Source organism: Paenibacillus nasutitermitis (genome assembly GCF_014641075.1).
GTDB lineage: Bacteria > Bacillota > Bacilli > Paenibacillales > Paenibacillaceae > Paenibacillus_Z > Paenibacillus_Z nasutitermitis.
Window position 1 is genome coordinate 667,142 of the sequence record NZ_BMHP01000002.1, and the last position, 25,966, is coordinate 693,107.

General features: G+C 53.8%; 24 protein-coding genes, 1 tRNA gene and 1 riboswitch. Of the genes, 2 read left to right on the top strand and 23 right to left on the bottom strand.

Features of this window, described 5'->3' with window-relative positions; genetic code table 11:
* Window positions 1-11: 11 nt before the first annotated feature.
* Window positions 12-2,537, bottom strand: a complete 2,526-nt coding sequence (gene hrpB / locus IEY46_RS13090) for an ATP-dependent helicase HrpB (protein ID WP_188992444.1) — start codon at window positions 2,535-2,537, stop codon at window positions 12-14.
* A 179-nt stretch (window positions 2,538-2,716) separates the two neighbouring features.
* On the opposite strand from hrpB, the gene IEY46_RS13095 reads away from it, so the two are divergent.
* A tRNA-Asp gene (locus tag IEY46_RS13095) sits at window positions 2,717-2,793 on the top strand.
* Between the two features lie 97 nt (window positions 2,794-2,890).
* On the opposite strand, the gene IEY46_RS13100 is transcribed toward IEY46_RS13095, so the two are convergent.
* The 16 genes from IEY46_RS13100 to lepB form a co-directional block, all read right to left on the bottom strand.
* On the bottom strand, window positions 2,891-3,409 hold the full coding sequence (locus IEY46_RS13100; protein ID WP_188992445.1) for a GNAT family N-acetyltransferase: 519 nt from the start codon (window positions 3,407-3,409) through the stop codon (window positions 2,891-2,893).
* 94 nt (window positions 3,410-3,503) lie between these two features.
* A complete protein-coding gene (locus IEY46_RS13105; protein WP_229750279.1) occupies window positions 3,504-4,223 on the bottom strand; it encodes an adenosylcobinamide amidohydrolase in 720 nt (239 codons plus the stop codon).
* The gene (gene cobD, locus IEY46_RS13110; protein ID WP_229750280.1) at window positions 4,220-5,341 is read right to left on the bottom strand and encodes a threonine-phosphate decarboxylase CobD; all 1,122 of its coding nucleotides are present in this window, start codon (window positions 5,339-5,341) and stop codon (window positions 4,220-4,222) included. Before cobD ends, IEY46_RS13105 begins: the two co-directional genes overlap by 4 nt.
* Window positions 5,342-5,425: 84 nt before the next feature.
* Window positions 5,426-6,232 carry an adenosylcobinamide-GDP ribazoletransferase gene (gene cobS, locus IEY46_RS13115; protein ID WP_229750281.1) on the bottom strand — a complete coding sequence of 269 codons (807 nt, stop codon included), beginning with the start codon at window positions 6,230-6,232 and terminating at the stop codon, window positions 5,426-5,428.
* A complete protein-coding gene (gene cbiB, locus IEY46_RS13120) occupies window positions 6,214-7,194 on the bottom strand; it encodes an adenosylcobinamide-phosphate synthase CbiB (protein ID WP_188992446.1) in 981 nt (326 codons plus the stop codon). Before cbiB ends, cobS begins: the two co-directional genes overlap by 19 nt.
* Window positions 7,195-7,824, bottom strand: coding sequence for a bifunctional adenosylcobinamide kinase/adenosylcobinamide-phosphate guanylyltransferase (gene cobU / locus IEY46_RS13125; protein ID WP_188992447.1), 630 nt, complete (start codon window positions 7,822-7,824; stop codon window positions 7,195-7,197).
* Between the two features lie 39 nt (window positions 7,825-7,863).
* The gene (gene cobT / locus IEY46_RS13130) at window positions 7,864-8,919 is read right to left on the bottom strand and encodes a nicotinate-nucleotide--dimethylbenzimidazole phosphoribosyltransferase (RefSeq protein ID WP_188992448.1); all 1,056 of its coding nucleotides are present in this window, start codon (window positions 8,917-8,919) and stop codon (window positions 7,864-7,866) included.
* 18 nt (window positions 8,920-8,937) lie between these two features.
* Window positions 8,938-9,732 carry an ABC transporter ATP-binding protein gene (locus tag IEY46_RS13135; protein WP_188992449.1) on the bottom strand — a complete coding sequence of 265 codons (795 nt, stop codon included), beginning with the start codon at window positions 9,730-9,732 and terminating at the stop codon, window positions 8,938-8,940.
* A complete protein-coding gene (locus IEY46_RS13140) occupies window positions 9,729-10,766 on the bottom strand; it encodes a FecCD family ABC transporter permease (RefSeq protein ID WP_188992450.1) in 1,038 nt (345 codons plus the stop codon). Before IEY46_RS13140 ends, IEY46_RS13135 begins: the two co-directional genes overlap by 4 nt.
* Window positions 10,767-11,816 carry an ABC transporter substrate-binding protein gene (locus IEY46_RS13145; protein ID WP_188992451.1) on the bottom strand — a complete coding sequence of 350 codons (1,050 nt, stop codon included), beginning with the start codon at window positions 11,814-11,816 and terminating at the stop codon, window positions 10,767-10,769.
* 260 nt (window positions 11,817-12,076) lie between these two features.
* Window positions 12,077-12,222: riboswitch (cobalamin riboswitch) on the bottom strand.
* 162 nt (window positions 12,223-12,384) lie between these two features.
* Window positions 12,385-14,631 carry a heavy metal translocating P-type ATPase gene (locus IEY46_RS13150; protein ID WP_188992452.1) on the bottom strand — a complete coding sequence of 749 codons (2,247 nt, stop codon included), beginning with the start codon at window positions 14,629-14,631 and terminating at the stop codon, window positions 12,385-12,387.
* 185 nt (window positions 14,632-14,816) lie between these two features.
* Complete coding sequence (locus IEY46_RS13155; RefSeq protein ID WP_188993807.1) at window positions 14,817-15,128, bottom strand: rhodanese-like domain-containing protein; 312 nt, start codon at window positions 15,126-15,128, stop codon at window positions 14,817-14,819.
* Window positions 15,129-15,313: 185 nt separating this feature from the next.
* On the bottom strand, window positions 15,314-15,625 hold the full coding sequence (locus IEY46_RS13160; protein ID WP_188992453.1) for a heavy metal-binding domain-containing protein: 312 nt from the start codon (window positions 15,623-15,625) through the stop codon (window positions 15,314-15,316).
* A 16-nt stretch (window positions 15,626-15,641) separates the two neighbouring features.
* On the bottom strand, window positions 15,642-15,986 hold the full coding sequence (locus IEY46_RS13165) for a DUF3889 domain-containing protein (protein WP_188992454.1): 345 nt from the start codon (window positions 15,984-15,986) through the stop codon (window positions 15,642-15,644).
* A 77-nt stretch (window positions 15,987-16,063) separates the two neighbouring features.
* On the bottom strand, window positions 16,064-17,092 hold the full coding sequence (locus IEY46_RS13170) for a DUF4184 family protein (protein WP_188992455.1): 1,029 nt from the start codon (window positions 17,090-17,092) through the stop codon (window positions 16,064-16,066).
* Window positions 17,093-17,189: 97 nt separating this feature from the next.
* Window positions 17,190-17,750, bottom strand: coding sequence for a signal peptidase I (gene lepB, locus IEY46_RS13175; RefSeq protein WP_188992456.1), 561 nt, complete (start codon window positions 17,748-17,750; stop codon window positions 17,190-17,192).
* A 180-nt stretch (window positions 17,751-17,930) separates the two neighbouring features.
* On the opposite strand from lepB, the gene IEY46_RS13180 reads away from it, so the two are divergent.
* Complete coding sequence (locus IEY46_RS13180; protein ID WP_229750282.1) at window positions 17,931-19,139, top strand: MFS transporter; 1,209 nt, start codon at window positions 17,931-17,933, stop codon at window positions 19,137-19,139.
* A gap of 98 nt (window positions 19,140-19,237) precedes the next feature.
* Here IEY46_RS13180 and IEY46_RS13185 read toward each other — a convergent pair whose 3' ends face one another.
* From IEY46_RS13185 to IEY46_RS13210, 6 genes are all read right to left on the bottom strand, one after another.
* Window positions 19,238-19,729 carry a YlbF/YmcA family competence regulator gene (locus IEY46_RS13185; RefSeq protein ID WP_188992457.1) on the bottom strand — a complete coding sequence of 164 codons (492 nt, stop codon included), beginning with the start codon at window positions 19,727-19,729 and terminating at the stop codon, window positions 19,238-19,240.
* 36 nt (window positions 19,730-19,765) lie between these two features.
* Window positions 19,766-21,361: a tRNA (N6-isopentenyl adenosine(37)-C2)-methylthiotransferase MiaB gene (gene miaB, locus IEY46_RS13190; protein WP_229750283.1), complete on the bottom strand. Its 1,596-nt coding sequence runs from the start codon at window positions 21,359-21,361 to the stop codon at window positions 19,766-19,768.
* Window positions 21,362-21,500: 139 nt separating this feature from the next.
* The gene (locus tag IEY46_RS13195) at window positions 21,501-22,070 is read right to left on the bottom strand and encodes a phosphate propanoyltransferase (RefSeq protein ID WP_188992458.1); all 570 of its coding nucleotides are present in this window, start codon (window positions 22,068-22,070) and stop codon (window positions 21,501-21,503) included.
* Between the two features lie 104 nt (window positions 22,071-22,174).
* The gene (locus IEY46_RS13200; RefSeq protein ID WP_188992459.1) at window positions 22,175-23,041 is read right to left on the bottom strand and encodes a 2-oxoacid:ferredoxin oxidoreductase subunit beta; all 867 of its coding nucleotides are present in this window, start codon (window positions 23,039-23,041) and stop codon (window positions 22,175-22,177) included.
* A gap of 1 nt (window position 23,042) precedes the next feature.
* A complete protein-coding gene (locus tag IEY46_RS13205; protein ID WP_188992460.1) occupies window positions 23,043-24,776 on the bottom strand; it encodes a 2-oxoacid:acceptor oxidoreductase subunit alpha in 1,734 nt (577 codons plus the stop codon).
* A gap of 193 nt (window positions 24,777-24,969) precedes the next feature.
* The gene (locus tag IEY46_RS13210; RefSeq protein WP_308422796.1) at window positions 24,970-25,926 is read right to left on the bottom strand and encodes a dipeptidase; all 957 of its coding nucleotides are present in this window, start codon (window positions 25,924-25,926) and stop codon (window positions 24,970-24,972) included.
* Window positions 25,927-25,966 lie beyond the last annotated feature (40 nt).

Genomic DNA, 25,966 nt, shown 5'->3' on the forward strand with positions numbered 1-25,966 from the left:
TCTTGTCCTCTTTACACACGCGGCCTGGTCCGGTTGGTCGGCATCGCTTCAAGAGGGTTATCAGGCCAATAATGTTTGGGATAACGCCCCTTCAGATCCTTCCTGACTTCAAAATATGTCCCCTTCCAGAAGCTGGCCAGGTCGCTTGTCACCTGTACCGGCCGCTGTGCAGGCGACAACAGATGAATCGTCAATGGCAGCTTGCCCCCGGCGATCCTGGGCGTTTGCTGCCACCCGAACAGCTCCTGCAGGCGAACCGCAATCACGGGAGCTGCAGGGTCGCTGTAATCGATGGGTATGCGCGATCCGCTGGGTACGGTTATATGGGTTGGTACTTCTTTGTCCAGCTGCTGCCGCTCCTGCCAGGAGAGCAGTGACTCCAGGACGGCCGCCAGATTGACTCTGGCCAGATCCGAGCGCCTGCGCATGCCGCCGATATAAGGACCAAGCCAGCCCTGCATGTCTATTAGCAGCGATTCATCGGAAACATCCGGCCATGCCTGGTTGTGCGCATGCATCAAGGCGATCCGGGCCTGAAGTTGTCTAGCCTGGCGCGTCCAGGGAAGAACATCAAGGCCAAGCTCGGCGATTCCGCTCATCAGCGCCTGCGCGACCCGTTCGGGGTCCGCATCGGCGAGCTGGCTCTCCTTAAGTACAAGCGCACCAAGCCGCAGCTTCCGCTTGGCGCGGACAGCTTGTGCCGAACGGTCCCACAGCACTTCGTCCTCCTCTATAATCTGATCGCCCATTATCTGTTCAAGCTCTCCCAAAGTCAGCGGTGCAGCCAGCTGAATTCTGCTGTCCACTCCACTGTCCTCCAGCTCCGCCGCAGCCAGATACGCCTCTTGCGATAACGGCTGCAGCTCCCGCACGATGGCCCCGCGGCCGCTGCGCAGCAGAAAACGGCCGTCGCTGCGTCGCTGGGCGATCCGGTCCGGATATGCCAAAGCGAGCAGCAGGCCGTGGCCATCCGCACCGCCCAGGCCTGGACCGTCTCCTGCCGATGGCTGGGAGATACCTGCCGCCCGTCTCCATTCCCGTGCCTCTGCCGCAATTCTCCTCCGCACCGCATCGTCCATCGCATCCGGAGGATGGCCGTGAAGGGCTTCCATTCGCAGCCGCATATCGATGCTGCGGACCTTGCTGCGCAGCGGATCGCGGTCGCTAAGCAGTGCAGCCAGCTCACAGGCGGCGGCGCCATATCCGAGCTTATCCGCCTCCAGGACCATATGAGCCAAGCGCGGGTGCATACCCAGCGCCGCCATCGCCCTGCCGTGCCGGGTCGGCTTGTTATCGGCATCCAGCGCGGCGAGCTCGCACAGCAATTCTACCGCATGACCATAGGCCGCAGCCGGAGGGGGGTCCAGCCATAAGAGATCGCCGGGGTCTGTTACACCCCAGACGGCCAGCTCCAGCGCCAGTGGTGCCAGATCCGCATCAAGCAGCTCCGGCTCGCTCTGCGGTTTCAGCTGGCGGTGCTCCTGTTCGGTCCACAGCCGGTAGCAGATTCCCGGCGCTTCCCTTCCTGCACGACCCTGCCGCTGATCGGCGGAGGCGGCGGAAACCGCAACCGTCTCGAGCCGCGACATGCCCGTGCGCGGGGAGAACCGCTGCACGCGGCTGAGACCGCTGTCGATCACGATCCGGACGCCCCGCACCGTTACACTGGATTCGGCAATTGTCGTAGCCAGCACAATTTTGCGAATGCCGGGCGGAGAAGCGGCTATCGCCTGATCCTGTGCATCCGGGGGCATGCTGCCATGCAGCGCCATAACCCGCACATCGGGACCGAGTCCGGCCGCCGTCCCGCTCAATAAGCCCTGGACACGGCGGATTTCTCCCGCCCCCGGCAGGAAGACCAGCACATCCCCCTCATGTCTGCGAACAGCTTCGGCAGCCATCCTCGCGGCGGCATCCTCCATACGCCCTTCCAGCCTGTTGGAAGCATAATGCGTGACCACCGGAAACGCCCGGCCTTTGCTGATGACTACCGGGGCGCCCCCGAGCAGGGCCGAGACCCGTTCTCCTTCCAACGTGGCAGACATCACAAGCAGCCGTAGATCCTCCCGCAGCAGCGATTGCATCTGCAGGCAAAGCGCGAGGCCCAGATCGGCATGCAGATGGCGTTCATGAAACTCGTCAAAGATAACCATCCCCACCCCTTCCAGCGAAGGATCGGTTTGAAGCAAGCGGGTCAGCACACCTTCGGTAATGACCTCAATCCGGGTTCCTGGGCCCACCTTGGTATCCATTCTCACCCGGTAACCGACCGTTTCGCCTGGCTGCTCGCCAAGAGAAGCGGCCATATAGCGCGCGGCTGAGCGGGCAGCCAGGCGCCTGGGCTCCAGCATCAGAATACGCTGACCCTTCAGCCACGGCGAATGTAAAAGAGCAAGCGGAACCCGTGTTGTTTTCCCTGCCCCTGGAGCTGCGATCAGTACCGCGCCAGTCTGCTTGCACAGATGCTCCATCAGCTCCGGCAGCAGGCTGTCTATCGGCAGCTCCGCACCGCCGCGCTCCTTATGATGATGATCCATACTTCCAGTCTCCTCTATATGTTGAGCATGTCGCTGCGTGTTTGCCTCTCTATTTCTGATTCTATTATAATGTTTCACAGCCGAAAGAGATAATCAATCGATCAGGCCCTATATTAAATGTAATAAAGGAATAGACATTGCCAAGCAGCCGTGGTATGATATCCCTTGTCTTATCGCATGGAGCTGTGGTGTAGTGGCCCAACATGCCTGCCTGTCACGCAGGAGACCGCGGGTTCGAATCCCGTCAGCTCCGCCACTTTATATTCGCATTCAAGAGCAGAAGCTTCGGCTTGCTGCTTTTTTGTTTGGTTTATTGCTCTACGACCGCTGCTCCGAACGAAATTCAGGACGGATCAGCTCTTATCCCTTTCACCCAATCGCAGTACCATGAGTTCTTCATCCCAATAGTGATCCCCAGATTTCAAAGCATTGCGCTCCGTTCCATATCCAGTAAAACCACTACGTTCATACAATCTTATTGCACCGGTGTTTGTAGAGATTACGGATAGATTAATTTGCTCCAGCCCACCCAAATGCGCTGCCCTTTTGATCAGCCTCCGGATCAATGCCTTGCCTGTTCCTTTCCCCCGGCATTCAGGCGAAACATACATCGCATAGATATTCCCTTTATGTAAGGTTTTAGGGTTACTTTCTCTTACAAAAGTCACGATACCCACGAGTTCGTTTACGATAAAAGCACCTAGCGTAAATCTGCTGTCTGTCGGTAAAAGATTCTGTTGCACCTGCTCGATTGGTTTTGCGGACTCTATTTCATAAGTCGTTAAATATGCTTCAGGATTCTCCATTAAGGACTTCAGCCGAAGCTCTCGATATCGATGTGCGTCTTCCCTATTCAGAAGCCTGATTTCCAATTCTGCAACCTCCAAGGTTCTCACCTGATCAAAATCGTATTCCTAACCTGATTTTGCACAAACCTGCTTTCAGTTTCGCGGCTGAATCGTTCCTTCAGCTCTCCTTCTGCGTCGAGACCGCCTCAGAAACCGTATCGTAAACCAACCGTCCGATCGCGCTTCCGACCATCGTTGCGGAGCCCGCATACCGATGGATCCCGCTATAGCGTTCAGACTTGCATGTGCCAATCACAATCGCATCCGTTGTCGTGCCTGTGGCTGCAGCATGGTGCAGGTGATCGGCAACGCCAAGGTCGGCCAGCGCAGCGGCTTTGGCCTCCGTTGCAGTAATGATGGCGTTGACCATCGCCGCTGACGTGAGCTGCCCGTCAATCAACACAACGGTATTGATCGTCCCCGCCTCGTAAGCGGAGAATACGGGGCGCGCAAGTCCCGCTCTGGCCGCATTGCCCGTGCCTGCCGTGGTACAGCATACCATGGAGAAGCCGTCCCCATCAGTCTCGAAGATCGAGGCATGTGTGAGCTTCGCGGCAGTCAACAGCCCTACGGTAGCTTTTCCTGGGACGCCCCGTTCAATCAGCATCTGATGAAAATCCCGCACCGGATCCGAACCCTCGTAGCCCAGCGGGACCTTCCAATTGACAATCCGCTCCGCTTTTGAAAAACCGCCCCCGACTACCGCGCTGCTTAACGTTTCCAGCGGCTTTGCGCATGTTATGATGATGGCATCCGCTTCCAGCCTGATCATCATTTCCGGCCCGTTCGCCGGTCTGTATCCATCATCCTTATTCCGCATCCGAAAGGGCTGGGTCATATAAGATTCTCCTTGCGTTCAAGCAATGCTTTCATTTCCTTCAGCAGAGCGAGATGATCCTTGCGTAAACGCACCGCAATCCGGCAGAAGCGGTCATCCAATCCGTTAAACAAAGAAGCGTCCCGGATCAGAATGCCGCGATGGCCAAGCTGCTGCTGGAGCAGCTTGGCGTTGAGCTGATGTCCGCGGGGCAAAGCAAACAATACATAATTAGCTGCGCCAGGATAAACGTCCAATCCGAGAGCTTGCAGTTGGTTTTCCAGCCATGGACGTTCCTCCGCAATCCAGTTCATCGAGTCTTTCCGGTATTCCTCATCTGCAAGCACCGCTTGACCGATCTGCTGTGCCAGCGAATTTACGCTCCAGGGCACCTGCAGCGCCCTGATCCGGCCAATCGATTCCGGCGAGGCCGTCATGTATCCCAATCGTATGCCGGGAATCGCATAAAACTTGGTCAGTGAACGAATGACGAACAAACGATCATGGGCAGCGGCTTCTTCCAGCAGGCTGATTGCCGCGGCGTCCGGAACAAAGTCCATAAACGCCTCGTCCACCACAACCTGCTCGCCTTCTATGAGCAGCTTGCGGATAATAGCAGGATCGACCAACTGTCCTGTCGGATTGTTGGGGGAGCCCAGAAACCACAGGGTATCTCCTGCTTCAAGCCCTTCCCCGCGTAAGGTTGCAAGCAACGTTTGGGCCCCCTGCATCGTCAACCGGAAACCCGCTTCCGGAGCAAGCGCCAATTCTCTCACGGCGCTCCCGCATTTCAAAGCAGCATCCCGATATTCAACAAAGCTTGGAGCCGCTACAACCGTTACTTTGGGCTGCAGCGTGCGCACCGTCAAATCAATCAATTCCGCCGCTCCGTTACCGGCCAGAATGGACAGTTCGCTGACCCCATGGTGAGCGGCCAGCTTCTTAATGAGACTTCTTGACGCAGGATCGGGATATTGCCCAATCGTCCCGGCATAGTCCCTCAGAATCCTTGACACGCAGGCCGGCGGCCCTTGAGGATTCATATTGGCGCTAAAATCGATAAATTTGCCTGCCCCGATGCCGAACAGTTCCTGGGCGGTCAGGAGGTCACCCCCGTGACCGAATCGCTCCAGCATCATCCGTATAAGCCCCCTTGTTCAATCGAAATTACTTTCATACTAGCCAGGTCTCCTTCTTACTGCGCGCATCTTCCCGTCCATCTTTTAAATCAGCCAAAGCAGAGAAAACAGCAGCATGCATTCCAGTATCTCAATTAGAGCTCCATAGGTATCTCCGGTCAAACCGCCTAACCGGCGGGTAAAATAGCGGGAGAGCAGCATTCCGCAGAGCAGCGTCAGCGCTCCCTGGACAAGCACAATCAAGCCCAGCTCTGGCAAGGACAAGCCCCAAGCCATACCGGCAGCGGCAGCAAGCGTAAGCTGCACGACAACTGTCACCGACACCTGGGATCTGCGTACCTTGCTGAACAGAATGGCCAATCCTTCACCGGGCCTCGCAAACGGCCAGCCAACCATGGACACAACCACCCACAGCCGGCTCCAGCCGCATGCCATAACCATAAGCGGCACCGCATCCGTCCACCGTCCTTCTGACTCTAGAAGCGCTGCGAGGGTGGAAAATTTCAGCAGCATCAGAATAATCACCGCTATGACCCCCATGGCGCCCACCCGGCTGTCCTTCATGATCTCCAGCATTTTCTCCCTCGAACGGTAGCTAAGCACTCCGTCTGCCGTATCCATCAGGCCATCCAGATGAAGAGCGCCGCTTAGTACCGTCCAGATCAACAGGATCAGCACCGAAGATGGCAGCACCGGTACCCACAATGACAAGAACCAACCGGCGGCACCGGCGATGCCTCCGATCACAGCACCAACAAGCGGGTAATAGACCACGCTCTTGGCCAGTACCGCAGGTGTAAATGGAATTTCAAGCGGCACCGGCAGACGCGTCATAAATTGAAATGCGGCACCGGCTGCCTGAAGCTGCGTTTTCAGCGAATGACGCACCATAGCAGAACCACCCCCGCGAACCAAAATAAACTGACAAGGTAGAGCAGCCTAACGGTACGGATAATATCCCCGGCCGCAAGCGGCTGCAGCGGCCAGCCAAGACGCGCCCGTTCGCTTGCCTGGCCGAAATAAATATTGCGGCCGCCAAGCTCAATTCCAAGCGCTCCCGCGACGGCTGACTCCGGAATGCCGCTATTTGGGCTGGGATGCAGCCGGGCAAAAGCTTGGACCGCTCCATAAGCTCTGCCAGCGGCAAGACCTGGTGTCAGCCATGCTGCCGCGACAAGCAGCAGGCCGGTTATACGGGCGGGCAGATAGTTCAGGATGTCGTCCAGCCTGGCAGAGGCCCAGCCGAAATGAAGATAACGCTCATTACGGTATCCGACCATGGAGTCCAGCGTATTTGCCGATCTGTAGAGCATGGCAAGCGGCGCAGCTCCCAATAGTGCAAAGAAAAGCGGAGAAACAAATGCATCCACCGTATTCTCCGCGACGGTTTCCACCGCCGCTCTGGCCGCTTCCGCATCACTCATTGACTCTGTATCCCTGCTGACAATATAGCCCGCGTATTTTCTCGCTTCTTCAAGATCGCCGGCAATCAAGGGGCGGTATACAAGCATCGCCGCATCCTTGAGTCCCTTCACAGCGATTGTGGAGGAGATAAACCAGCAGGACAGCGCATAACCCGCCCATGGATGGATGAAGGATGCCAATGCCGTTATCAGCCATATAACGGCAAAGGACAATACCGTCGTGGTTCCCGCAAGCAGCATTCCGCTCTTCTTCAAACGGGAAGGCGCCATCAGGGCTCCTTTTGGATAGAGCCGCCGTTCAAAGGAATGAATAAATCGGCCTATCCAGATGACGGGATGGGTCGGCCATTTCGGATCGCCGACGACCCAATCGATAACGATAGCCGCCGCAATGAGGAGCAGGATTTCCGGCAGCGAATAGAAAAGCACCTATTCGTCCTCCAGTCGAAAAGCAAGTGTCTTCAAATCCAGCGGAAAGCCTGCTACGACAAGAAAAGCTTGTTCGCAAACAGCCGCCAGCCTGCGGTTGAGTCTCCCCGCTTCGTCGCGGAACCGGCGTCCCAGCGGATAAGCGGGAACAATGCCGCTTCCCACCTCGTTGGTTACCAGCAGCAACGGTCCGCTGTAAGCTGCTACGGCAGCGATCAGTTCGTCAGCCACCGCCTCCATTCCCTGAGGCTTGGCCGATTGACAGTCCCCCGGCCCCGTGGGACCGGCTGCAGGGTCCTCTTCCGCATCCAGTTTGAGTATCCAGTTGGTCAGCCACAAGGTCAGGCAATCCACGAGAACTGCAGGACGCTGGCAGCCGCTCCCTTCCTCGGCGGCTTCCTGGTCCAGACGCTGCAGGATGGCTGCAATATCCAAAGGCTCTTCAATCGTCCGCCAGGGAAAGGCTGCGGCTTCGCGGGACCGGCGGTGCCGCGCGATCCGCTGTGTCATTTCATCATCCCAGCTTTGGGAGGTGGCGATATAAATGCCGCTTTCGGCCATCCGCATGGCATACCGCTCGGCAAAGTCGCTTTTTCCGCTTCGCGCCCCGCCTGTAATCATAACCGCCATTGCAGTTCCTCTTTTCTTCGGATGTAATCGGTCCCGGGCTTATTCCCGCGATATTCCGGCACTTTCAAATGTGGCCATCTCTCTCATAACGGCAATCGCCGCATCAACAAAATGAAAGCTCAGCACGACTCCTGTTCCTTCGCCCAGTCTCATGTCCAGATGGATCATGGGCTGGATCCCGATACTCTCCAGCAGCCCGCTGTGAGCCTGCTCGTCCGACAGATGAGAACCAAGCATATAAGGTAGAGCCTGCGGGGCAAGCCTTGCGGCAACCAAAGCAGCTGCCGATGAAATAAATCCGTCGATCAGAACGGGACAGCGATTGGCAGCCGCACCCAGGATAACGCCGACCAGACCGGCAATCTCTAGGCCGCCCACCTTGGCCAGGACATCAAGCGGATCAGCCCGGTCGGGTTTGTTGATTGCAATCGCCCGGCGGACCACATCGACTTTATGTCTGCGCTTATCTTCATCGATGCCGGTTCCCCGGCCGACCGCCGCATCAAGCTCCATGCCTGCCAGCACGGCGCAGAGGGCAGCGCTCGCAGTCGTATTGCCAATTCCCATCTCACCGGTCCCGAACATCCGGTAACCTGCGGAAGCCAGCTCATCCACCAGCCTTGATCCTGCCGCAATGGCCCGGAGGGCTTCCTCGCGTGACATTGCAGGTCCCTGCGTCATATTGGCTGTCCCGCTGCGAACCTTCCGGCTGATCAGCAGGGGATGCTCCAGCTGGGCATTGACACCGATATCAACACAGCTCACCTGGGCACCGGCCAGCCGTGCGAGTACATTGACAGCCGCTCCACCCGACAGGAAATTGAGCACCATCTGGCCTGTCACCTCCGCCGGAAAAGCGCTCACGCCCTCGGCACAGACGCCATGATCCGCCGCCATGACGATAATAGCCCGCTTCGACAGATCCGCCGCGAGCTCGCCGGTTATGCCTGCCATCTGCCGGGCAATCGCTTCCAGCCTTCCCAGGCTGCCCGGCGGCTTCGTCAGGCTATTCAAATGCCGGTCGGCAGCCTCTACCGATTCCTTGTTTAGAGGTTTTATAGTTCCAATAAGTTGTGATAGGATGAATTCGCTCATTAATGCTGTCTTCCTTTCTTATCTGGTATCCGATGAAGGCTTGCCCGGCAGCAGCAGCAGCTGGGGAATGCCTGTTTGCGGATGCGGCAGAACAACGGATCCGGCGCCGTAGACGCGCCGGATCAGCTCTTCGCTGATCACCTCCGCCGGGGTGCCGAACGCTTCCAGCCTTCCTCCGCTTAGCACAAGCAGCTCCTGGCAGTACTGGGCCGCCAAATTGATATCGTGAAGGACGGCCACTACCGTTATGCCCCGTTCCTGCTGCCAGCTACTGACCGTATCCAGCAGCTGCAGCTGATAACCGATATCCAGATAGGTCGTCGGCTCATCAAGCAGAAGCAGCCTGGGCTCCTGGACCATCACTTTTGCCAGGGCGACACGCTGCCTTTCCCCGCCGCTGAGTTGATCAACCGGCCGATCCTCAAGACCCCTGAGGCCCATTGCCTCCATAGCCTCATCGATGAGCGGACCGGTATCGGTCTTCTCACCCCCCAGCCAGTTCTGGAACGGATACCTGCCCATCGCGACTACCTCGCGAACCGTAAAACCTGCGGCAGCCAGACCGCCCTGCTGAAGAACCGCAAGCCACTTGGCCAAAGACTTGCGGGCATATCGCCCGGCAGGGATTCCTTCGAGCAGAATTTGACCGGATGTCGGGAATTCGATTCCCGCAAGGAGTTGAAGAAGAGTTGACTTTCCGACACCATTTGGACCGATAATTCCGTAGATCCGTCCTGCTTTCAGCTTGAACGAAAGTCCCTTCAGTATCTGGTTGCCTTCGATTGTCTTGCGAAGTTCAATGGCTTCAATCATGCCGTCCCTCCCCGCTGCACCTTGCGCCGGTATAATAAATAGGCGAAGAAAGGAGCCCCGATCAGCGCAGTAACGACGCCGAGCGATATTTCCCTGGGGCTGAGCGCCGTCCGCGCCAGCGTATCGGCCCACAGCAGATAAATGCCGCCGCCTACAGCCGACAATGGAATAAGGATACGGTAATCCGGACCGATAAGCAGCCGCAGCAGGTGTGGGACAACTAATCCTACAAAACCTACAATACCCGATATCGATACAGCCACGGCGGTCATTAAGGTCGAGACAATCAGCACAATCATTTTGGTCCGCTCCACTTCAATACCCATATATGCGGCATGCCGCTCGCCAAAAGCGAACATATTCAAGGGCTGGGCGTAACGGATCAGTACAGGAAGACCGATCAGCACAAAAGGAAAAATAAGCTTTACATGCTCCCAGCTCCGCCCGCTCAGACTCCCCATTAGCCAAAACATAATTTCATTAACAACCCCCTGGGAAAGCGAAACCATAAAGGTCACGAACGCGCCAAGAAAAGCCTGGACGATTACGCCCGACAAGATTAAGGTCTCGACATTCACTGCGCCGCGTGCCCGCGAAAGGGCAAATACAACAACAAGGGTAATGATGCCGGTAACAAAAGCAATCAGCGGGATCGACCAGATTCCAATTACGGTCTGATAACCGAATAAAATGAGAAAGGATGCGCCCACCGCGCAGCCGGAAGCAACGCCAAGCGTAAAAGGGTCCGCTAAGGGATTGCGCAGAACACCCTGAAAACCCGCGCCGGCCAAGGATAAACAGGCTCCAACCATTACGGCAAGCAGGATGCGGGAAAGACGCAGCTGGGTAACAATCGCAATATCGCCAGCATCCCACCTGCCTTCCGCGCTGTCCATCCATGGCAGCTGATGGACGAGAATGCCCCATACATCGCGCAGCGGAAGTCCGGCGGAGCCGATAGACATACTGACAACAATAGATGCGACAAGGAGGAGCATAGCTGCTCCTCCAAAAACGTACAGTTTGAGTCTCATTTACTTCACGAGGTCCGGATGCAGCTTATTGGCTACCTCCAGCAACCCTTCCGCAAGACGTGGACCGACCCGTACAAGCGGATCCTCATTCACCTCGTATATCTTCTTCTCTTTGACAGCAGCAATCGTATTCCAGCCCGGACGACTTTCGATGGCCGCCAGTATCGGATTTTTCTCGCCTTCCTTAACTGCCATGGAAGCATAAATAATCGCATCGGGATTCGATTTCACTACCGACTCGGGATCGATTTCATACCATCCCTGCTGATCCGCGATATTGGTCCCCCCTGCGATCGTGAGCAATTCATCCAGGAATTCGCCTTTTCCAACCGTCCAGCCCGGGGAAAATTCCAGGAATACGTTAGGCTTAGGCGCATCCTTGACTGCATCCGTCACCTGCTGGCGGACATCCTGCATATGCCTGGTCACTTCAGCGGCTTCCTTTGCCTTATCCATGATAACGCCGATTTGGGTGATTTTCGACGCAACGTCGTCATAGGTTTTCGGATCGCTTGCATACACCGTCAGCTTTAATGACCGCAGTTTATCCACTACAGGCTGGTTCATACCTGAGGAAGCAAGCACCAGATCAGGCTTCAGGCTGACGATTTTCTCAATATTCGCCTCCATGCCGCCAATCTTTTCTTTGCCAGCGGCCTCTTCCGGGTAATTGGAGAAATCATCCACTCCGACGACCTGCTCGCCGGCTCCGATCGCGAATGCGATCTCGGTTTCGCTTGGAACCAGCGTCACGATTCTGGCTGGAGCCTGCGCAAAGACAAGCTCCGTTCCCGTCCCATCCTTGACCGTCAGCGGATAGGCAGTGGCTTCTGCGGCAGTCTCTGCCTCTCCTTCGCCTGTATCCGTCTCATCCGCGCCAGTATTCGAAGGCGTTCCGGTCGCTGTCGCCGGGTCTTCCAAGTTGGAATTGGCCCCGTTCTTACTATTGCCCGGTGCCCCGCTTCCACAGGCTGAAGCGACCAGCAGCATCGCCGCCAGCAGAAGCATCAATGATAATTTCATCCAGGATATCCGTTTCACAGCTTTCATCGATTTGGTTCTCTCCCTAAAAATAATATATTATTGTATAAATCCCCCGTACCCGGTTGCAAAACATGGCCTATATGAATAGCCTCCTGTTCATATAGGCATAAATCAAAAAAAAGCATTGCCGACAAATGAGTGTCAGAAATGCTCCAGTTCTTGCGAACAGCGGATTTTGGAAGCGGAACACCTGTAACGGTGCTTGTTCGCATAACGAACCGTTCCCTAAAACCAATCTCTCACACCTCCCTAAGTCCACGTAGGTAGCGTTATAATAAAAACAGGAAGGTAACCTGACTTGGAGAGATCCGACGCCTGGATGGCATCGAAGCTTTCCTCACAGTGGCGGGTCCGTGCCGGGTTCTCACCGGTCTTTCCCTTTTAAGCCGATTCCACCTTATCTTCGCCAAAATAATTCGGTCATCGGCAGCCTGTTTTTAATCCTATTCAGTTGTGCAAATGTTAATATATCACTCTACGGAGCTGCTTGTCCAGATTATGCTTCCCCTCGCTTGCAATGGAGTCATCTCGGAGACGAGCGGCAGCTTCGCAAGCCTGTCAGATTAAACCCTCGCTACATGAAGGTTCGGTGAGGCATCGGCCCTTTCTGTCTTCCCTCCCCCTGTTTGCGCAGCGCCCGGTTCATCTGCCCGTTTAGCCGCAGCGCGTTTCCGACAACGGACACCGAGCTGAGGGCCATGGCCGTCCCCGCCATCCAGGGCGCCAATCCGCCGAGAGCGGCAAATGGAATCACAACCATATTATACAGAAAAGCAAAACCGAGGTTTTGACGGATATTGCGAACGGTCAACCGGCTTACGATCAATGCTTCATAAATCCCGGTCAATCTCGGCCGGAGCAGCGTAAGATGGCCAGCTTCCAGCGCCGCGTTGGTTCCGCTTCCCATGGCAATGCCGATATGGGCGGCGGCAAGCGCTGGCGCATCGTTCCAGCCGTCTCCTGCCATGCCAACGACAAGTCCTTCCTGCTGCAGTTTCCGGATAAGCTCGGCCTTATGCTCCGGCAGCATGGAGGAATGGATTTGCGTTATGCCAGCTTCCGATGCGGCATGTCCGGCTGCTGGACTGTAATCCCCGGTCGCCAGCATCACGGAAATTCCTGCCGCCTGCAGCAAATGCACCGCCTCCGGAGCCGAACGCTTCACCGGATCAGCCAGCGCTATGGCGCCTTCGCAGATCCCGCTGCGGAAGACATAGATAACAGTTTCACCTGCCGCTTCCCGTTGGCCGGCGAATAATCCGGTACTGGGGCTGATCTGCCAGCCCGCTTCAGCCGCATAAGCAGCATTGCCGATCTGAACTTGTTCGCCCTCCACAATGGCCGCTATTCCTTTGCCGGGCACGGCTTGGCAGGTCTCGGCCGGGCTCACGCTCAGCCCTTCCCGCTGTGCAGCGTTCCTGATCGCGGCGGCGAAGGGATGCACGGCCTGAAATTCGGCTGCTGCTGCGAGCTGCAGCAGCGCATTGCGGGAGCCGCGAAGCGGGAATACCCCGGTTATCGATGGCTTGCCTTCCGTAATCGTGCCTGTCTTGTCCAGTACGATAACATTCATCTGTGCCAAACGTTCCAGAGCTCCTGCTTCCTGAAGGACTATGCCCCGCCTCGCCAGCTTTCCGGAGGCTAGCACAAGCGATATGGGAGCTGCCAGTCCCAAAGCGCATGGACATGCCGCCAGCAGTACCGCGAGCGCATATATCCCTGCTGACCCCGTATCGCCTGGACGCAGCACAAACAGCCAGAGCAGCAGCGTAAATACGGAGAGTCCGAGCATGACAGGAACGAAAATTGCGGCAAGTCGGTCCACTCTGCGGCCAATCGTTGATTTCGTGGACTGGGCCTGACGGGTCAAGGCTGCGATCCGGCTGAGCAGCGTATCTTTTCCGACCGCCGTGATCCGGATTAACAATCCGGAGGCCGTGACCGTTGTGCCGGCGAATACCTCATCACCGGCTTTCTTGTGGACCGGGATGCTCTCGCCTGTCAGAAATGATTCATCAGCCTCCGCCTCCCCTTCCAGGACTATACCGTCAGCGGGCAAAGGAATGCCCGCTTCCGACAGCATTCTCTCGCCTGTACGGATCTGCTCAAGCGCCACCTTTTCGCGGATACCGCCACGCACAATAACAGCTGACCTGGCTTTTAACTGCTCAAAAGCCTCCCCTTCCTTCATCACCTTCTCTGAGGCCGCCGCTTCCAGCAGTTTGCCCAGCAGAACAGCTGTAATCACAATCGCGGAAGTTTCAAAATACAAGGGTTTTCCTGTCATCATCGCATAATAACTGTATCCGAATGCCGCTGTTGTTCCGATGGCTACCAGGACATCCATGGTCGCCGTCCGTTCCCGCAGCGCGTGGTAGGCGCCAAAATAAAACGGCATGCCCACAAAAAACTGGATCAAGGCGGCAAGCGCAAATTGCAACAGCGGTTCCTGCAAGAAAGCGGGTACAGGCCACAGTCCCAGCCAGCTGTAGTGATGGGCCATTGACCACAACAAAGGGAAAGTAAGCACTGCGGCGATCACAAACCTGAGGCGAAGTGCGTTCCTTTCGGACAAACCGGAACGTTCTTCGCCGAAAGGATACGCCTGAAACCCGAGCTGCGTAATCCGGTCCATGATGGCATCGGAGCTTACCTGATCTTCGGTTATACGAATATTGGCTGACTTTCCGGCGTAATGAACGGACACTCCGCTAACGCCTTTCATTTTCCCGACAGCCTTTTCGATCCGGACTGCGCATGCGCTGCAGTTCATGCCTTCAATACGCAGATCAAGCACATGCTCCGTTTCCTGGTTATGCACACCCATCCTCCTCCCGCTGCCATGACGCCGAATTTAACACCGTTTGATGATTGTCCTGTCTTACACTATATGGCGGTTTCATGTTGCTCATGATTATTCATAGGCGTTCTTCCCGAAAAGCAAAAAAAAGCACCGGCAAAGTGTACCCGGTGCTTCTCCTTATTTGGGGAACAGAAATCTCAACTCTAGCTGTCTGTAACAACCTTCCCAGGCCAGCTCAGCATGCCGCCGACCATGTTTATAACTTCAAAGCCTTGGGCGGACAAATAATCGCAAGCTTTGCCGCTGCGGTTGCCGCTGCGGCAAACAAGGTAGAACGGTTCTTCGAAATCGGACAATTCCCCTACCCGTTCCACGAATTGGGACAACGGTATGCTGACTGCCTCAGCGATATGGCCCGATTCCCATTCGTCCGGCTCCCTGACATCAATAACACTCAGCTTCTCCCCTTCACGCAGTCGCGTTTCCAGCTCGCTTGCTGTTATTTCTCCATTCATATACATGCATCTCCTTTTATCCGTTCATGAAGTCCATCTCCGGTCTCCACTAAATTGTACCTTTGTCTGCTTCCGATTGTCCAGTGGCTTGCCCTTTCCTTTCCCAGACTGGGCCTATGATAAAAAAACACCCGCCTTTGCAAGGGCGGATGCGCGCTGGGTTATCACGACATGATGAGAGGGATTTAAATACGCACCGCCGTACCGCTGACAGCGACCATCAACATCCCATCGCGGACAACCTCGTAATCAATATCAATTCCAACGATGGCATTAGCTCCCGATTTGGAAGCTTGAGCGGACATTTCATTGAAGGCTAAATCGCGGGCTTCCTTCAGCTTGGTTTCATAGGCTCCGGAACGGCCGCCGACAATATCGGTAATGGAAGCAAGCAAATCACGCATAATATTGGCTCCCATAATCGCTTCGCCTGTTACGACCCCCATATATTCCTTAATTGGTTTTCCTTCAATGGTAGGCGTTGTCGTAAGTATCATATCTCATCCCCCTGACTCAGATCATTTTGTAATTCATCGTCTTCTTGACAGACTTGCCGTCTTCCGCAAAGCGGATCTTAATGACATGCTCGGTTTTTCGGTCGAACCAGATGCTCACCTTTACCCCGAATTTCTGATTGCCTTTATTGAGCAGCAACCGGAAGGATTCTGAGAGAATACCCGGTTGCTCTGTTTTTCTTCCCAGATGCTTATAGTCCACAATATCGGCTTGATATCGTTTGGCTGTTTCCTTCATCGCCAGCCTGCCCCATTTGGCATAATCGGGCTCCGCCGAAGCTTTATAGGTGAAGCTCCCAGCCAGAAACATCAGCGCCGCTAACAGAGTGATTGTTGTTCTCATCCTTGGACACCTCCACTGTTTGGAGGGTAGAGTTCCCAAAGGGCAGGTTATCTATACAGCATTCAAGAAAGTAACAGCTAATACTTGCCCGGATAGGAAACCCGATGTTTGACGGAGTCCCCCGGTTTTGTGCCTGCCCCGTTCGCACGGGCGCATAATAGGCAGGAGATGAGCAGCAGCAATGCCCAGGCCAGGTAGAAGCAGAACCAAATGTACAGTTGATTGTTCTGGATATGCTTCCAGTTGGCAAGGGTGAGATCAGCCATTAAACGATGCTCCAACCAGACCCGGACCGCCTTGTAGGACATAATGGTAATTCCGATAAGCGTCAGCGACGTAACGGCCCCGACAAGTCTGTTGTTGCGTATAGCGATATACAGCAGCGAAGCTGCGAATAACCCGAACATGAAAGCCGACATCGGAGCGACGATCCACATCCCTACCAAACCCGGATTTACCGAGAACCATCCTTTAACCAGAAAAAGCAAACCCGCATTAAGAAAGGCACAGCCCCAGAGTAATTTTTGCGTCATCGGCGAAGCCAGCGGCCGAAGCTTCTGCGGTGAAACCGACTTCAGCCAGACGGAATATCTTCGGAGCAGCACCAAAGCAGGCACCAGAAGCCCCAGGACGGAGAAGCCGTACTGCAGCCAGGAATAGATTCCTTTGCCGCCTATATAGGTTCGCAGCACAGGGAATTCACTGACGAATCCACTGGTGTGCGTCCAGCTATCCATGAAAATATGAGTCAAATAACCAATGAACAACGAAACAATAAAAACCGACCAGGACCGGACGGAATGAAGCCTCCAGTCCTTCAGCAGGCTCTGAACAAAATGGTCGAGTCCTCCCCGGGAGGGCATAAACATCGGCAGGACAGGCTTGACGACCAGATGAAAAACGAAAGCAAGCGCAATAGACAGCGGCATACCCAGCAGCACAAAACCTTTCAGGCTGTGCCCGATCGTCCGGTAAGGTTCCATAGCAATAAAATATTCCATATCCGGCGCCATGCTGCCAAGCACCAGTCCGGTCACACTCAGCCATTTTGGGGCTATTTTTCGCAGCGGCACTGCGTATAACGGATGCGAAAAGGTAAAAGGCATCGTTTCCCCCTTTTTTCTCATGAGCGTCTTCAGTATACAACCCATGATGATCATTGTCCGATTGCCGAAGCAATCAGCACGAATACAATCTATTCGATCAATTCAATTGTCCGAATTTATTCAAAGGCCATAAACGGAATACGGCCCGGCCCTCCAGACTGGACAGTGAAACAGGCCCAAGCTCGCGGCTATCCTGGCTGTATTCACGATTATCGCCCATAACAAACACTTTCTTGACCGGAACGGTAAAAGGAACATCCAGCCCGTTGCTGAAGGTTTGGCCCTTTACATATGGCTCCTCCAGCAATATATCGTTCACAAGAACCTGGCCGCCTTTGATATCTATGATATCGCCCGGTAGGCCGATTACTCGTTTTATGAGCCTTTTATCGCTTTCAGGACCATCGATGATAACAATATCGCCACGGCTCGGCTGTTCAAAATGATACGAAATTTTATCCTCGATCAGCCGCTGTCCTTCAAAAAGCGTATGCTGCATGGACACATTTCTTACTTCCGTCTGGGCAAAAGCGTAGTTCTGTATGAGCAGAGCTGCAATGACTGCGATCGACAAGGATAACATCCAGTCCCGGATCTCGCGGATCCACCTGTTGCTTTTATGCTGTTTTTTCGGCTGCTCTTCCACTTCCACATCCATTCTCCTTTCTCCCTTTCAAAAATCATCCAGCCTCTTCTTCTCGTTTCTTATACGAATGAACCACTAAATTAGTTGCTTTTTACGAATAAACTCCGTCATAAAAAAGGATTGCTCAAGTCTATTCGCATGCGATAGAGTAAAGAGATTGCAGCCCATTTTCTTTATAGGAGTGAATTCCGCTTGCAAATTGAAAGCGCAGCCCGTTTGAGCCAGCCGAATCTGGCATTATCCCGGTTCGATCATATCGTGTTTATTGCCGTTACCTTACTCTATTGGTCAACTCTATATGTTTATGTGCCGATTTTGACGCCTTTCATGAAAGAAGGGGGTTACTCCGATGTTCTGATCGGCGTGGTTCTCGGAAGCTATGGGTTTACCCAGATGTTTATCCGCTTCCCGCTTGGCTTGTTATCCGATAAGATGCATAAACGCAAGCCTTTTATGATGCTTGGCCTGCTGAGCGGAGCGTTAAGCTGCCTATTATTTATGATCCCCGGCTCCTGGATGTGGCCGCTTGCCGGCCGGATTATGTCCGGTGTCTGCGCATCCGCCTGGGTTGCTTTTACCGTCTTGTACGCCGCTTATTTCTCCGCCGGGGAAGCGACCAAAGCGATGAGCAATATCAGTTTTCTGACCGTTATCGGCCAACTGATCGGCATGACGCTGAGCGGCTGGCTGGCCGATACCTTTAATTGGAACGCTGCTTTTATAGTCGGGATCGGATTTGGCGTCACAGGTTTTCTTCTGACCTTCGCAGTCAAGGAACCACAGGGTGGGGTGACCCGTTCCCCGATTTCGCTTCAATATCTACGGGATGTGATCCGCAATCGGACGCTGCTGCAGGTATCACTGCTTTCCATACTGGCTCATAGCGTGCTCTTCATCACGATGTTTGGCTTTACGCCGCTCAAAGCAACCTCGCTTGGTGCCACAAGCGGCCAGCTCACCATAATCGTCATCGCCTTCATGGTCCCCCATGCCGTCACTTCGCTCCTGAGCGGACGAATCATCGCCCCCCGCATCGGTACCTGGAATGTGGCAGCGGCAGGCTTTGCTTTAAGCGCTGTGTTTACGGTCGCAATCGCCTACTCGCCTTCTCTGGGGTGGCTTGCTGCCACACAGGCTTTGAACGGATTTGCCCAGGGACTTCATCTCCCGCTCCTGCTTGGCCTTGCCATACAGCCCTTTGAGCCATCCAAACGCGCCACTGCGATGGGATTCTATCAGGCTGTTTATTCAATCGGCATGTTTGCGGGTCCTTTTCTAGCCGGATTCATCAATGACGGATTCGGCCGGGAGTACGGGTTCTGGCTGGGAGGGGCATTTGCCCTTTCCGCCGTTGTGCTTACCCTGATTTGGCAACGTTCCCCCCATCAAACGATCCGCTGACGAACCTCCTAAGGCGGATGCGCGTTATCAAAAGAAGCTGGCCCGATTTCGTATCGGCGCCAGCTTCTTTGATAGCGAGGGCAGCATGCAGGTCCCTCTTATTCGATACACTCCACAGGATCATCGGCAGGCGCTGCGCCTTCGACAGTGATTTTCTCCGCTACGGTATCGCGAATTACGGAAACGACTGTCTGCAGCAAATAATTGATGTCCGACTGGCTTTGCTGAAATTCAGTAATAATCGGGATGCCGTCCAGCTCATCCTGAAGGACTTCGATTTCTTTTTCAATCTTGGCTACCATGTCAGCATTTTTGAATGTGGTTTCAAAAGCTACGATTTCCTTCTGCTTCTTCTTGATCAGCGAGATCAAGTCCTGAATGCGGGTATTGCCCTGAATTTGCTTTTCCGCACGGCGGAAATGCTGCACTTCCTCCGATGTGTACAGCATATCGGCCAATTCTTTTGTTTTCTGCATAATATCGGCCCGTACAATAATATTCTCCGTATTAAAAGAAGGTATGTTACAGCCTTCGCCTTGTCCATGATCATGTCCGTGATCGTGTGCTGCCGCTGTCTGTTCGTTTGCCATGAAATCCATCTCCTCCACTTTTTGCTCAGCCTGCCCTTATGATACAGCTTCTTGCACAGGCGGTTCAATAATCGGTTCTGCTTTGATATACCAGGTTTGCGAATCCGTTACCCGCGCTTGGACAAAACGACCAATCCAATCCTTGGGCCCTTCCAGATGGACCAATTTGTTGGTTCTTGTCCTTCCGGACAAGACATTCGCGTTATTCTTGCTTTCCCCTTCTATAAGCACTTCCACCGTTTGACCGACCATCTTCTCATGGCTCACTCGGCTAAGTTCGGCAATCAGCTTGTTCAAACGGGCCAGACGTGCTTTTTTGACCTCCATGGGAATATTGTCTTCCATATCGGCAGCAGGTGTCCCTACGCGGGGAGAATAGATAAAGGTATAGGCGGAGTCGAATCCAACCTCGCTCACCAACGACAGCGTATCCTCAAAATGCTCATCGGTCTCGCCGGGAAAGCCGACGATGATGTCGGTCGTCAAGACGGCATCAGGAATAGCCCGCTTTATTTTGCCCACCAGCTCCAGATACATCTCGCGCGAATACTTGCGGCTCATCCGCTTCAGAACGTCTGAGCTTCCCGATTGTACCGGCAGATGAATATGCTCCACCAGATTGCCACGCTCTGCCAAAACATGAATCAAATGATCGTCAAAGTCGCGCGGATGGCTGGTGGTGAAACGCACACGGGGAATATCGATCTTCGCAATATCTGCCATCAAATCCCCAAAGCGATAGTTGATGTCTTCAAAATCTTTGCCGTAGGCGTTGACATTCTGGCCCAGAAGCGTGATTTCCTTAAACCCTTGACGGGCAAGGTCCCGCACTTCCGCAATAACATCCTCCGGACGGCGGCTGCGTTCTTTCCCTCTCGTATACGGTACGATGCAATAGGTGCAGAATTTGTCGCAGCCATACATGATATTGATCCAGGCCCGCATACCCTCGCGTTTCTTCGGAAGGTTCTCGATTATATCGCCTTCCTTGGACCACACTTCCACAACCATTTCTTTACTGAACATGGCGTCCTGCAGCAGTTGAGGCAGCCGATGAATATTATGCGTGCCGAATATAATATCAACGAAGGGATGCTTCTGCATGATTCGGCCTACAACCGATTCTTCCTGGGACATGCAGCCGCATACACCCAGAATCAATCCCGGTTTCTCGATCTTCAGATGCTTCAGATGACCCAGCTCGCCGAATACTTTATCTTCGGCATTTTCCCTGACCGCACAAGTATTGAGCAGAATCACATCCGCCTGCTGGCGGTTCTCCGTTGCTTGATAACCCATATCCTCAAACAGGCCCCTCATGACTTCGGTATCATGCTCGTTCATTTGGCAGCCATAGGTAGCGATCAAATAAAATTTGCCTTGTCCAAGCTGGGTGATCTCAGGAGGAATGGCAAAATCATAATGGACCTGGATTTCTTCCTTGCCCCGGCTTTTCTCGTTTTTATAGCTAGGCGCAGAATTAATCGTAATATCCCGGCCTTTTATCCGATATGTCGTTTTGCCTTCGGCTTCCTTGACGACCTTGGCGCCAGAGAAATCAAAATATTTGGAGTAGTCTTTGTCGCTCTTGGCGGATTGCAGGTCCGGAGCGTTCCGGCTCTCCTTGCTCACGTTGTGATTCACTTCCTTCCAATATACATGAACCGAGATAATAATGGCCCATTTCCTGATTATATCAAAGTACCTGCGGATTATAAAGAAAAATGAGGACCCGCTTCCAGGTCCCCCAACAAAGATCGAAAAATCGTCCTTAACCGATGATTTCCACCTGATCTCCGGTCTTGGCTCCCGCCGCATTCGCTTCATCCGTATCGATATGAAGATCCAGCGCAAATTCCGGCGAGACGCGGGCAATAACCTGATCCAGCACGAGTCCTCTTTCTCCCGATAAACGGACGGACAACCGCTGCTTATCTACAATCCCGTATTGCTCTGCATCGCTTGTGTGAAAATGAATATGTCTGGCGGCGACAATAACGCCCTCTTCGATTTTCACTTCGCCAGCCGGACCTTTGATCACGATGCCTGCTGATTCGGCGATATCGCCCGATTCCCGTACCGGAGGATTGATGCCGATGGCAAAAGCATCCGTTCGCGATACCTCAAGTTGAGTACGTCTGCGGACTGGCCCCAGAATGCGTACCTTGGGGAAACTCCCTTTAGGTCCGATTACTTCCACCGTTTCATTGGCGGCAAATTGGCCGGGCTGGGATAACGGCTTAAGCTCCGTAAGGGATGCTCCTTCTCCGAATAAAACAGCTAAATGCTCAGGGGATAGATGGATATGTCTGGCTGATACGCCAACAGGAACGGTTCTCATGCTGCATGTCTCCTTCTCATTTCTAGATTCTGTGGCCCGTTTTGTTGTGCAAAAGGCATACAGCCCGGATGGGCAGTATGCCTTTAAATGCTGCATCACGCGATTTATTTGAACTCCGCGAGCAATTTATCGAATTGATCCTGCGGCAGCGTCAGGTCCTGATTAGCCAGACCTTCCTCTTTGAAGCCTACAATCATATCATCATAGGCCTTACGCTCTTTGTTCTGATAGATCAGTCCCGTCAGCATACCGCCTGTCTCCATGATTTTGTTCATGGCGAGCATTCGGTTGGATGGATCGTAATCCGGATACTGCTCCAAATTGACAATATGTTCTTTGAACCAGTCGTACGTATTCACCTTATTGAAGGTAACGCAAGGACTGAATACGTTGATCAGGGAGAAGCCTTTGTGATTCAGACCGGCTTCAATCAGCGCCGTCAATTGCTTCAGGTCGCTTGAGAACGATTGGGCAACGAACGTCGCTCCCGCCGACATCGCAATCTCAAGGGGCGAAAGAGTGGATTCGATTGAACCTTCCGGCGTTGATTTTGTTTTGAACCCTTCTGCACTGCGTGGCGATGTCTGGCCCTTTGTCAAACCATAGATCTGATTGTCCATGACGATATACGTAATGTCCAAATTACGGCGGATCGCATGTACAGTATGCCCCATCCCGATTGCAAAACCGTCTCCGTCACCACCTGAAGCGATGACAGTCAGCTCGCGGTTCGCAAGCTTCACGCCTTGTGCGATCGGAAGTGCGCGTCCGTGGATCCCGTGCAGGCCGTAGGCATTGATGTATCCCGAAATCCTGCCGGAGCAGCCGATACCCGATACAACTGCCAGTCTCTCCGGCTCCAGACCTACATTTGCTGCCGCGCGCTGAATCGCCGCTTGGACAGAGAAGTCGCCGCATCCGGGACACCAGTTTGGCTTGACGTTATTGCGAAATTCTTTAAATGTCGCCATCTTAGACCAACTCCTTGCAGGCTTTGTAAACTTCTGAAGGCAGGAATGGATTTCCGTCGTATTTGAGCAGGCTGTGTATTTTGTCGGCTTGACCGACATGCAGCTTCACTTGGGAAGCAAGCTGGGCAGTCGCGTTATTCTCCAGCACAACCACTTTCTTCGCGTTGTCCATATATGAACTTACCAAATCGGTAGGGAAAGGATGGATCTGACGGATCGTAATATGGTTTGTTGTATGTCCATCTTTATCCAAACGCTTGCGCGCTTCATCGATCGTTCCGCCTGTCGAGCCCATCCCAATGACGAGCAGCTCGGCCGCCTGATGCGGCGCATCTGCGCGAACAGCGTCACGGATCAGCATATTGTCCAGCTTCGTCAGACGTTTGTCCATCATTTTCTTACGGTTGACCGCGCTCTCCGACGGACGCCCCGTCTCATCATGCTCCACGCCGGTTACATGATGGATTCCGTTCTTATCGCCGGGAATAACGCGCGGGGATACCCCGTCTTCTGTCAGCTCGTAACGCTTGAACAATTGATTGGGTTCCATTTCCGGCAGTTCGCGGGTCAGCTTGCCGCGGTTGATTTTCATTTTCTCAAGCTCCAGGGGCTCGCAGGATTGCTTGCCAAGCGAAAGCTGGAGGTCTGTCATCAGAATGACCGGAACCTGATACTGCTCGGATAAATTAAACGATTCTATCGTGTCATAGAAGCAGTCTTCAATGGATGCCGGAGCAATAACAATTTTGGGAATTTCCCCATGTGTACCGTAAACCATGGCGTTCAGGTCGGATTGCTCCTGTTTGGTGGGCAGACCAGTAGACGGTCCTCCCCGCTGGGTATCGACAATAACGAGCGGCGTTTCGGTCATGCCGGCAAGGCCGATGGCCTCCATCATCAACGAAAGGCCAGGTCCGGCAGAAGCCGTCATTGTGCGGACACCCGCATAGTTCGCCCCGATCGCCATCGTGGCTGCAGCAATCTCATCCTCAGTTTGGATAACTGTACCGCCGAATTTAGGCAGCTTTTTGATCAAATATTCCATAATTTCGGAAGCCGGAGTGATCGGATAAGCAGCCATCAGCCGGCAACCGCCAGCAAGAGCCCCCAATCCGATTCCTTCATTTCCGATCATAAACAGCTTTTGTTTGCCGTCGGCCGGTTCCAGCCGGAATTCATCCAGCGGTCCGCCGGCCAGCTCCAGCACGAAATCAGAGCCGCGTTTGACCGCTTCCACGTTCTTCTCGACGATGGCTGGCCCTTTACGGCCAAACTCTTCTTCAACGGCTTTATTGAATACATCAACAGGCAAGCCAAGCAGCGCCCAGGACGCACCCGACGCTACCATGTTCTTCATGAGAGAAGTACCCAGCTCTTCCGCAATCGAAGTTATTGGAACCGGAAACAAGCGGGCGTTAATGCCCTCCGGCAATACAGGATTAAATTTAGCGTCCGCTACGACCACGCCGCCGGCACGAAGCTCATGGGCATTCAAATCGATGCTTTCTTGGTCGAACGCGACCAGAATGTCCAAATCATCGGATATCGCCCGAATCGGATTCGTGCTGATCCGAATTTTGTTATTCGTATGACCGCCCTTAATACGGGAGGAAAAATGACGGTACCCGTACAAGTAATAGCCAAGTCGGTTGAGCGCGGTAGAGAAAATACGGTCCGTACTTTCAACGCCTTCCCCTTGTTGTCCACCAATCTTCCAAGACAATTGACTGATCAAAATGCCCATCTCCTCTTTTGATGAACGTGCTTGCTCGACAATAAATACCAGATATATACAAAAAGATGACGAAAATTTATAGAGTCTCATAAATAGTATGATGACAGGTTGTAAAAAGCAAGATGTAAACGCTATTTCTAATATAGCTCTTTTCGATTGTATCCATATCGGAAAGAGATTGAATAGGGACTAATTATTCAGCAGGCAGATGTTTAGACAAGAATCGTAGTGTATTACCTGCCAGAAATCCTCTGACCTGCTCTTCCTTATAATGTTTGATGAGCGCTTCTTTCAAATTAACCAGCTCGCCCGGATGCGAGAGTCCAGCTACATGCGATTCGATTCCATCAAAATCGGAGCCGAACATAAGCTGTCTGTCGCCCCCCAGCTCACACACCCGCTCCACATGCAGCAGCACGTCATCAACCGTCGCTTGGCCACCTTCCCGCACGAATTGGGGAACAAAGGTAATGCCGATCAAACCATCCATCGCAATCAGCGCCTTGATCTGCTCGTCCGACAAATTTCTCGGGTGCCTGCAAACAGCCTTGGCATTGGAATGGGAAGCGATCACGGGCTTGCCCGAAACATCTGCCATGTCCCAAAAAGCGCGCTCGCTCAAATGGGAAACATCCAGCAGGAGGCCAATCCGGTTGCATTCCGCCACAAACTCCCTGCCTTTGGCGGTCAAGCCGCCTCCTCTGGGTTCCATGACACCGTCGGCTCCCCAATTCCCATTGTTCCAGGTTAAACCCACCGCCCTGACGCCAAGCTCAAACAGAATCCGCAGCATGGCCATATCGCCTTGCAGACCATCGGCTCCTTCCAAGGAAAGCATGGCGCCTATTCCGCCATCCCGAAGAATAGCCTGAAGATCAGCAGCCGACCGGACAAAACGCATCCCGGGAGCCGTGAGCACTTTCTGGTGGAATAAATCAATGGTCCGCAAAATAGGAAGCATGGAGGGCTCACCGCCACCCGATACAAAAATAGCGAAGGTTTGGAGAATGGATCCCGCCTGCTGCAATCTCGGCAGCGACACATCCAAGTTCAGTTCCGGATTATTCTTAAAAGACAATCGGTCCTGTTCCAATAGCTTCCACAGCACATCGCAATGAAAATCGGTTATTGGCATTGGTATCGTTCTCAAACCATTTTCCTCCTAGCATTCCCAAATTAGCATGCAAAAA

What these genes read in the sequence shown, in the direction of transcription:
- hrpB (WP_188992444.1), bottom strand. Translation starts at nt 2,537, where the DNA reads ATGGATCATCATCATAAGGAGCGCGGCGGTGCGGAGCTGCCGATAGAC.
- IEY46_RS13105 (WP_229750279.1), bottom strand. Translation starts at nt 4,223, where the DNA reads ATGACCCAGCCCTTTCGGATGCGGAATAAGGATGATGGATACAGACCG.
- cobD (WP_229750280.1), bottom strand. Translation starts at nt 5,341, where the DNA reads ATGATGCTGGAGCGATTCGGTCACGGGGGTGACCTCCTGACCGCCCAG.
- cobS (WP_229750281.1), bottom strand. Translation starts at nt 6,232, where the DNA reads ATGGTGCGTCATTCGCTGAAAACGCAGCTTCAGGCAGCCGGTGCCGCA.
- cobU (WP_188992447.1), bottom strand. Translation starts at nt 7,824, where the DNA reads ATGGCGGTTATGATTACAGGCGGGGCGCGAAGCGGAAAAAGCGACTTT.
- cobT (WP_188992448.1), bottom strand. Translation starts at nt 8,919, where the DNA reads ATGAGCGAATTCATCCTATCACAACTTATTGGAACTATAAAACCTCTA.
- IEY46_RS13135 (WP_188992449.1), bottom strand. Translation starts at nt 9,732, where the DNA reads ATGATTGAAGCCATTGAACTTCGCAAGACAATCGAAGGCAACCAGATA.
- IEY46_RS13140 (WP_188992450.1), bottom strand. Translation starts at nt 10,766, where the DNA reads ATGAGACTCAAACTGTACGTTTTTGGAGGAGCAGCTATGCTCCTCCTT.
- IEY46_RS13145 (WP_188992451.1), bottom strand. Translation starts at nt 11,816, where the DNA reads ATGAAAGCTGTGAAACGGATATCCTGGATGAAATTATCATTGATGCTT.
- IEY46_RS13155 (WP_188993807.1), bottom strand. Translation starts at nt 15,128, where the DNA reads ATGAATGGAGAAATAACAGCAAGCGAGCTGGAAACGCGACTGCGTGAA.
- IEY46_RS13160 (WP_188992453.1), bottom strand. Translation starts at nt 15,625, where the DNA reads ATGATACTTACGACAACGCCTACCATTGAAGGAAAACCAATTAAGGAA.
- IEY46_RS13165 (WP_188992454.1), bottom strand. Translation starts at nt 15,986, where the DNA reads ATGAGAACAACAATCACTCTGTTAGCGGCGCTGATGTTTCTGGCTGGG.
- IEY46_RS13170 (WP_188992455.1), bottom strand. Translation starts at nt 17,092, where the DNA reads ATGCCTTTTACCTTTTCGCATCCGTTATACGCAGTGCCGCTGCGAAAA.
- lepB (WP_188992456.1), bottom strand. Translation starts at nt 17,750, where the DNA reads ATGGATGTGGAAGTGGAAGAGCAGCCGAAAAAACAGCATAAAAGCAAC.
- IEY46_RS13185 (WP_188992457.1), bottom strand. Translation starts at nt 19,729, where the DNA reads ATGGCAAACGAACAGACAGCGGCAGCACACGATCACGGACATGATCAT.
- IEY46_RS13195 (WP_188992458.1), bottom strand. Translation starts at nt 22,070, where the DNA reads ATGAGAACCGTTCCTGTTGGCGTATCAGCCAGACATATCCATCTATCC.
- IEY46_RS13200 (WP_188992459.1), bottom strand. Translation starts at nt 23,041, where the DNA reads ATGGCGACATTTAAAGAATTTCGCAATAACGTCAAGCCAAACTGGTGT.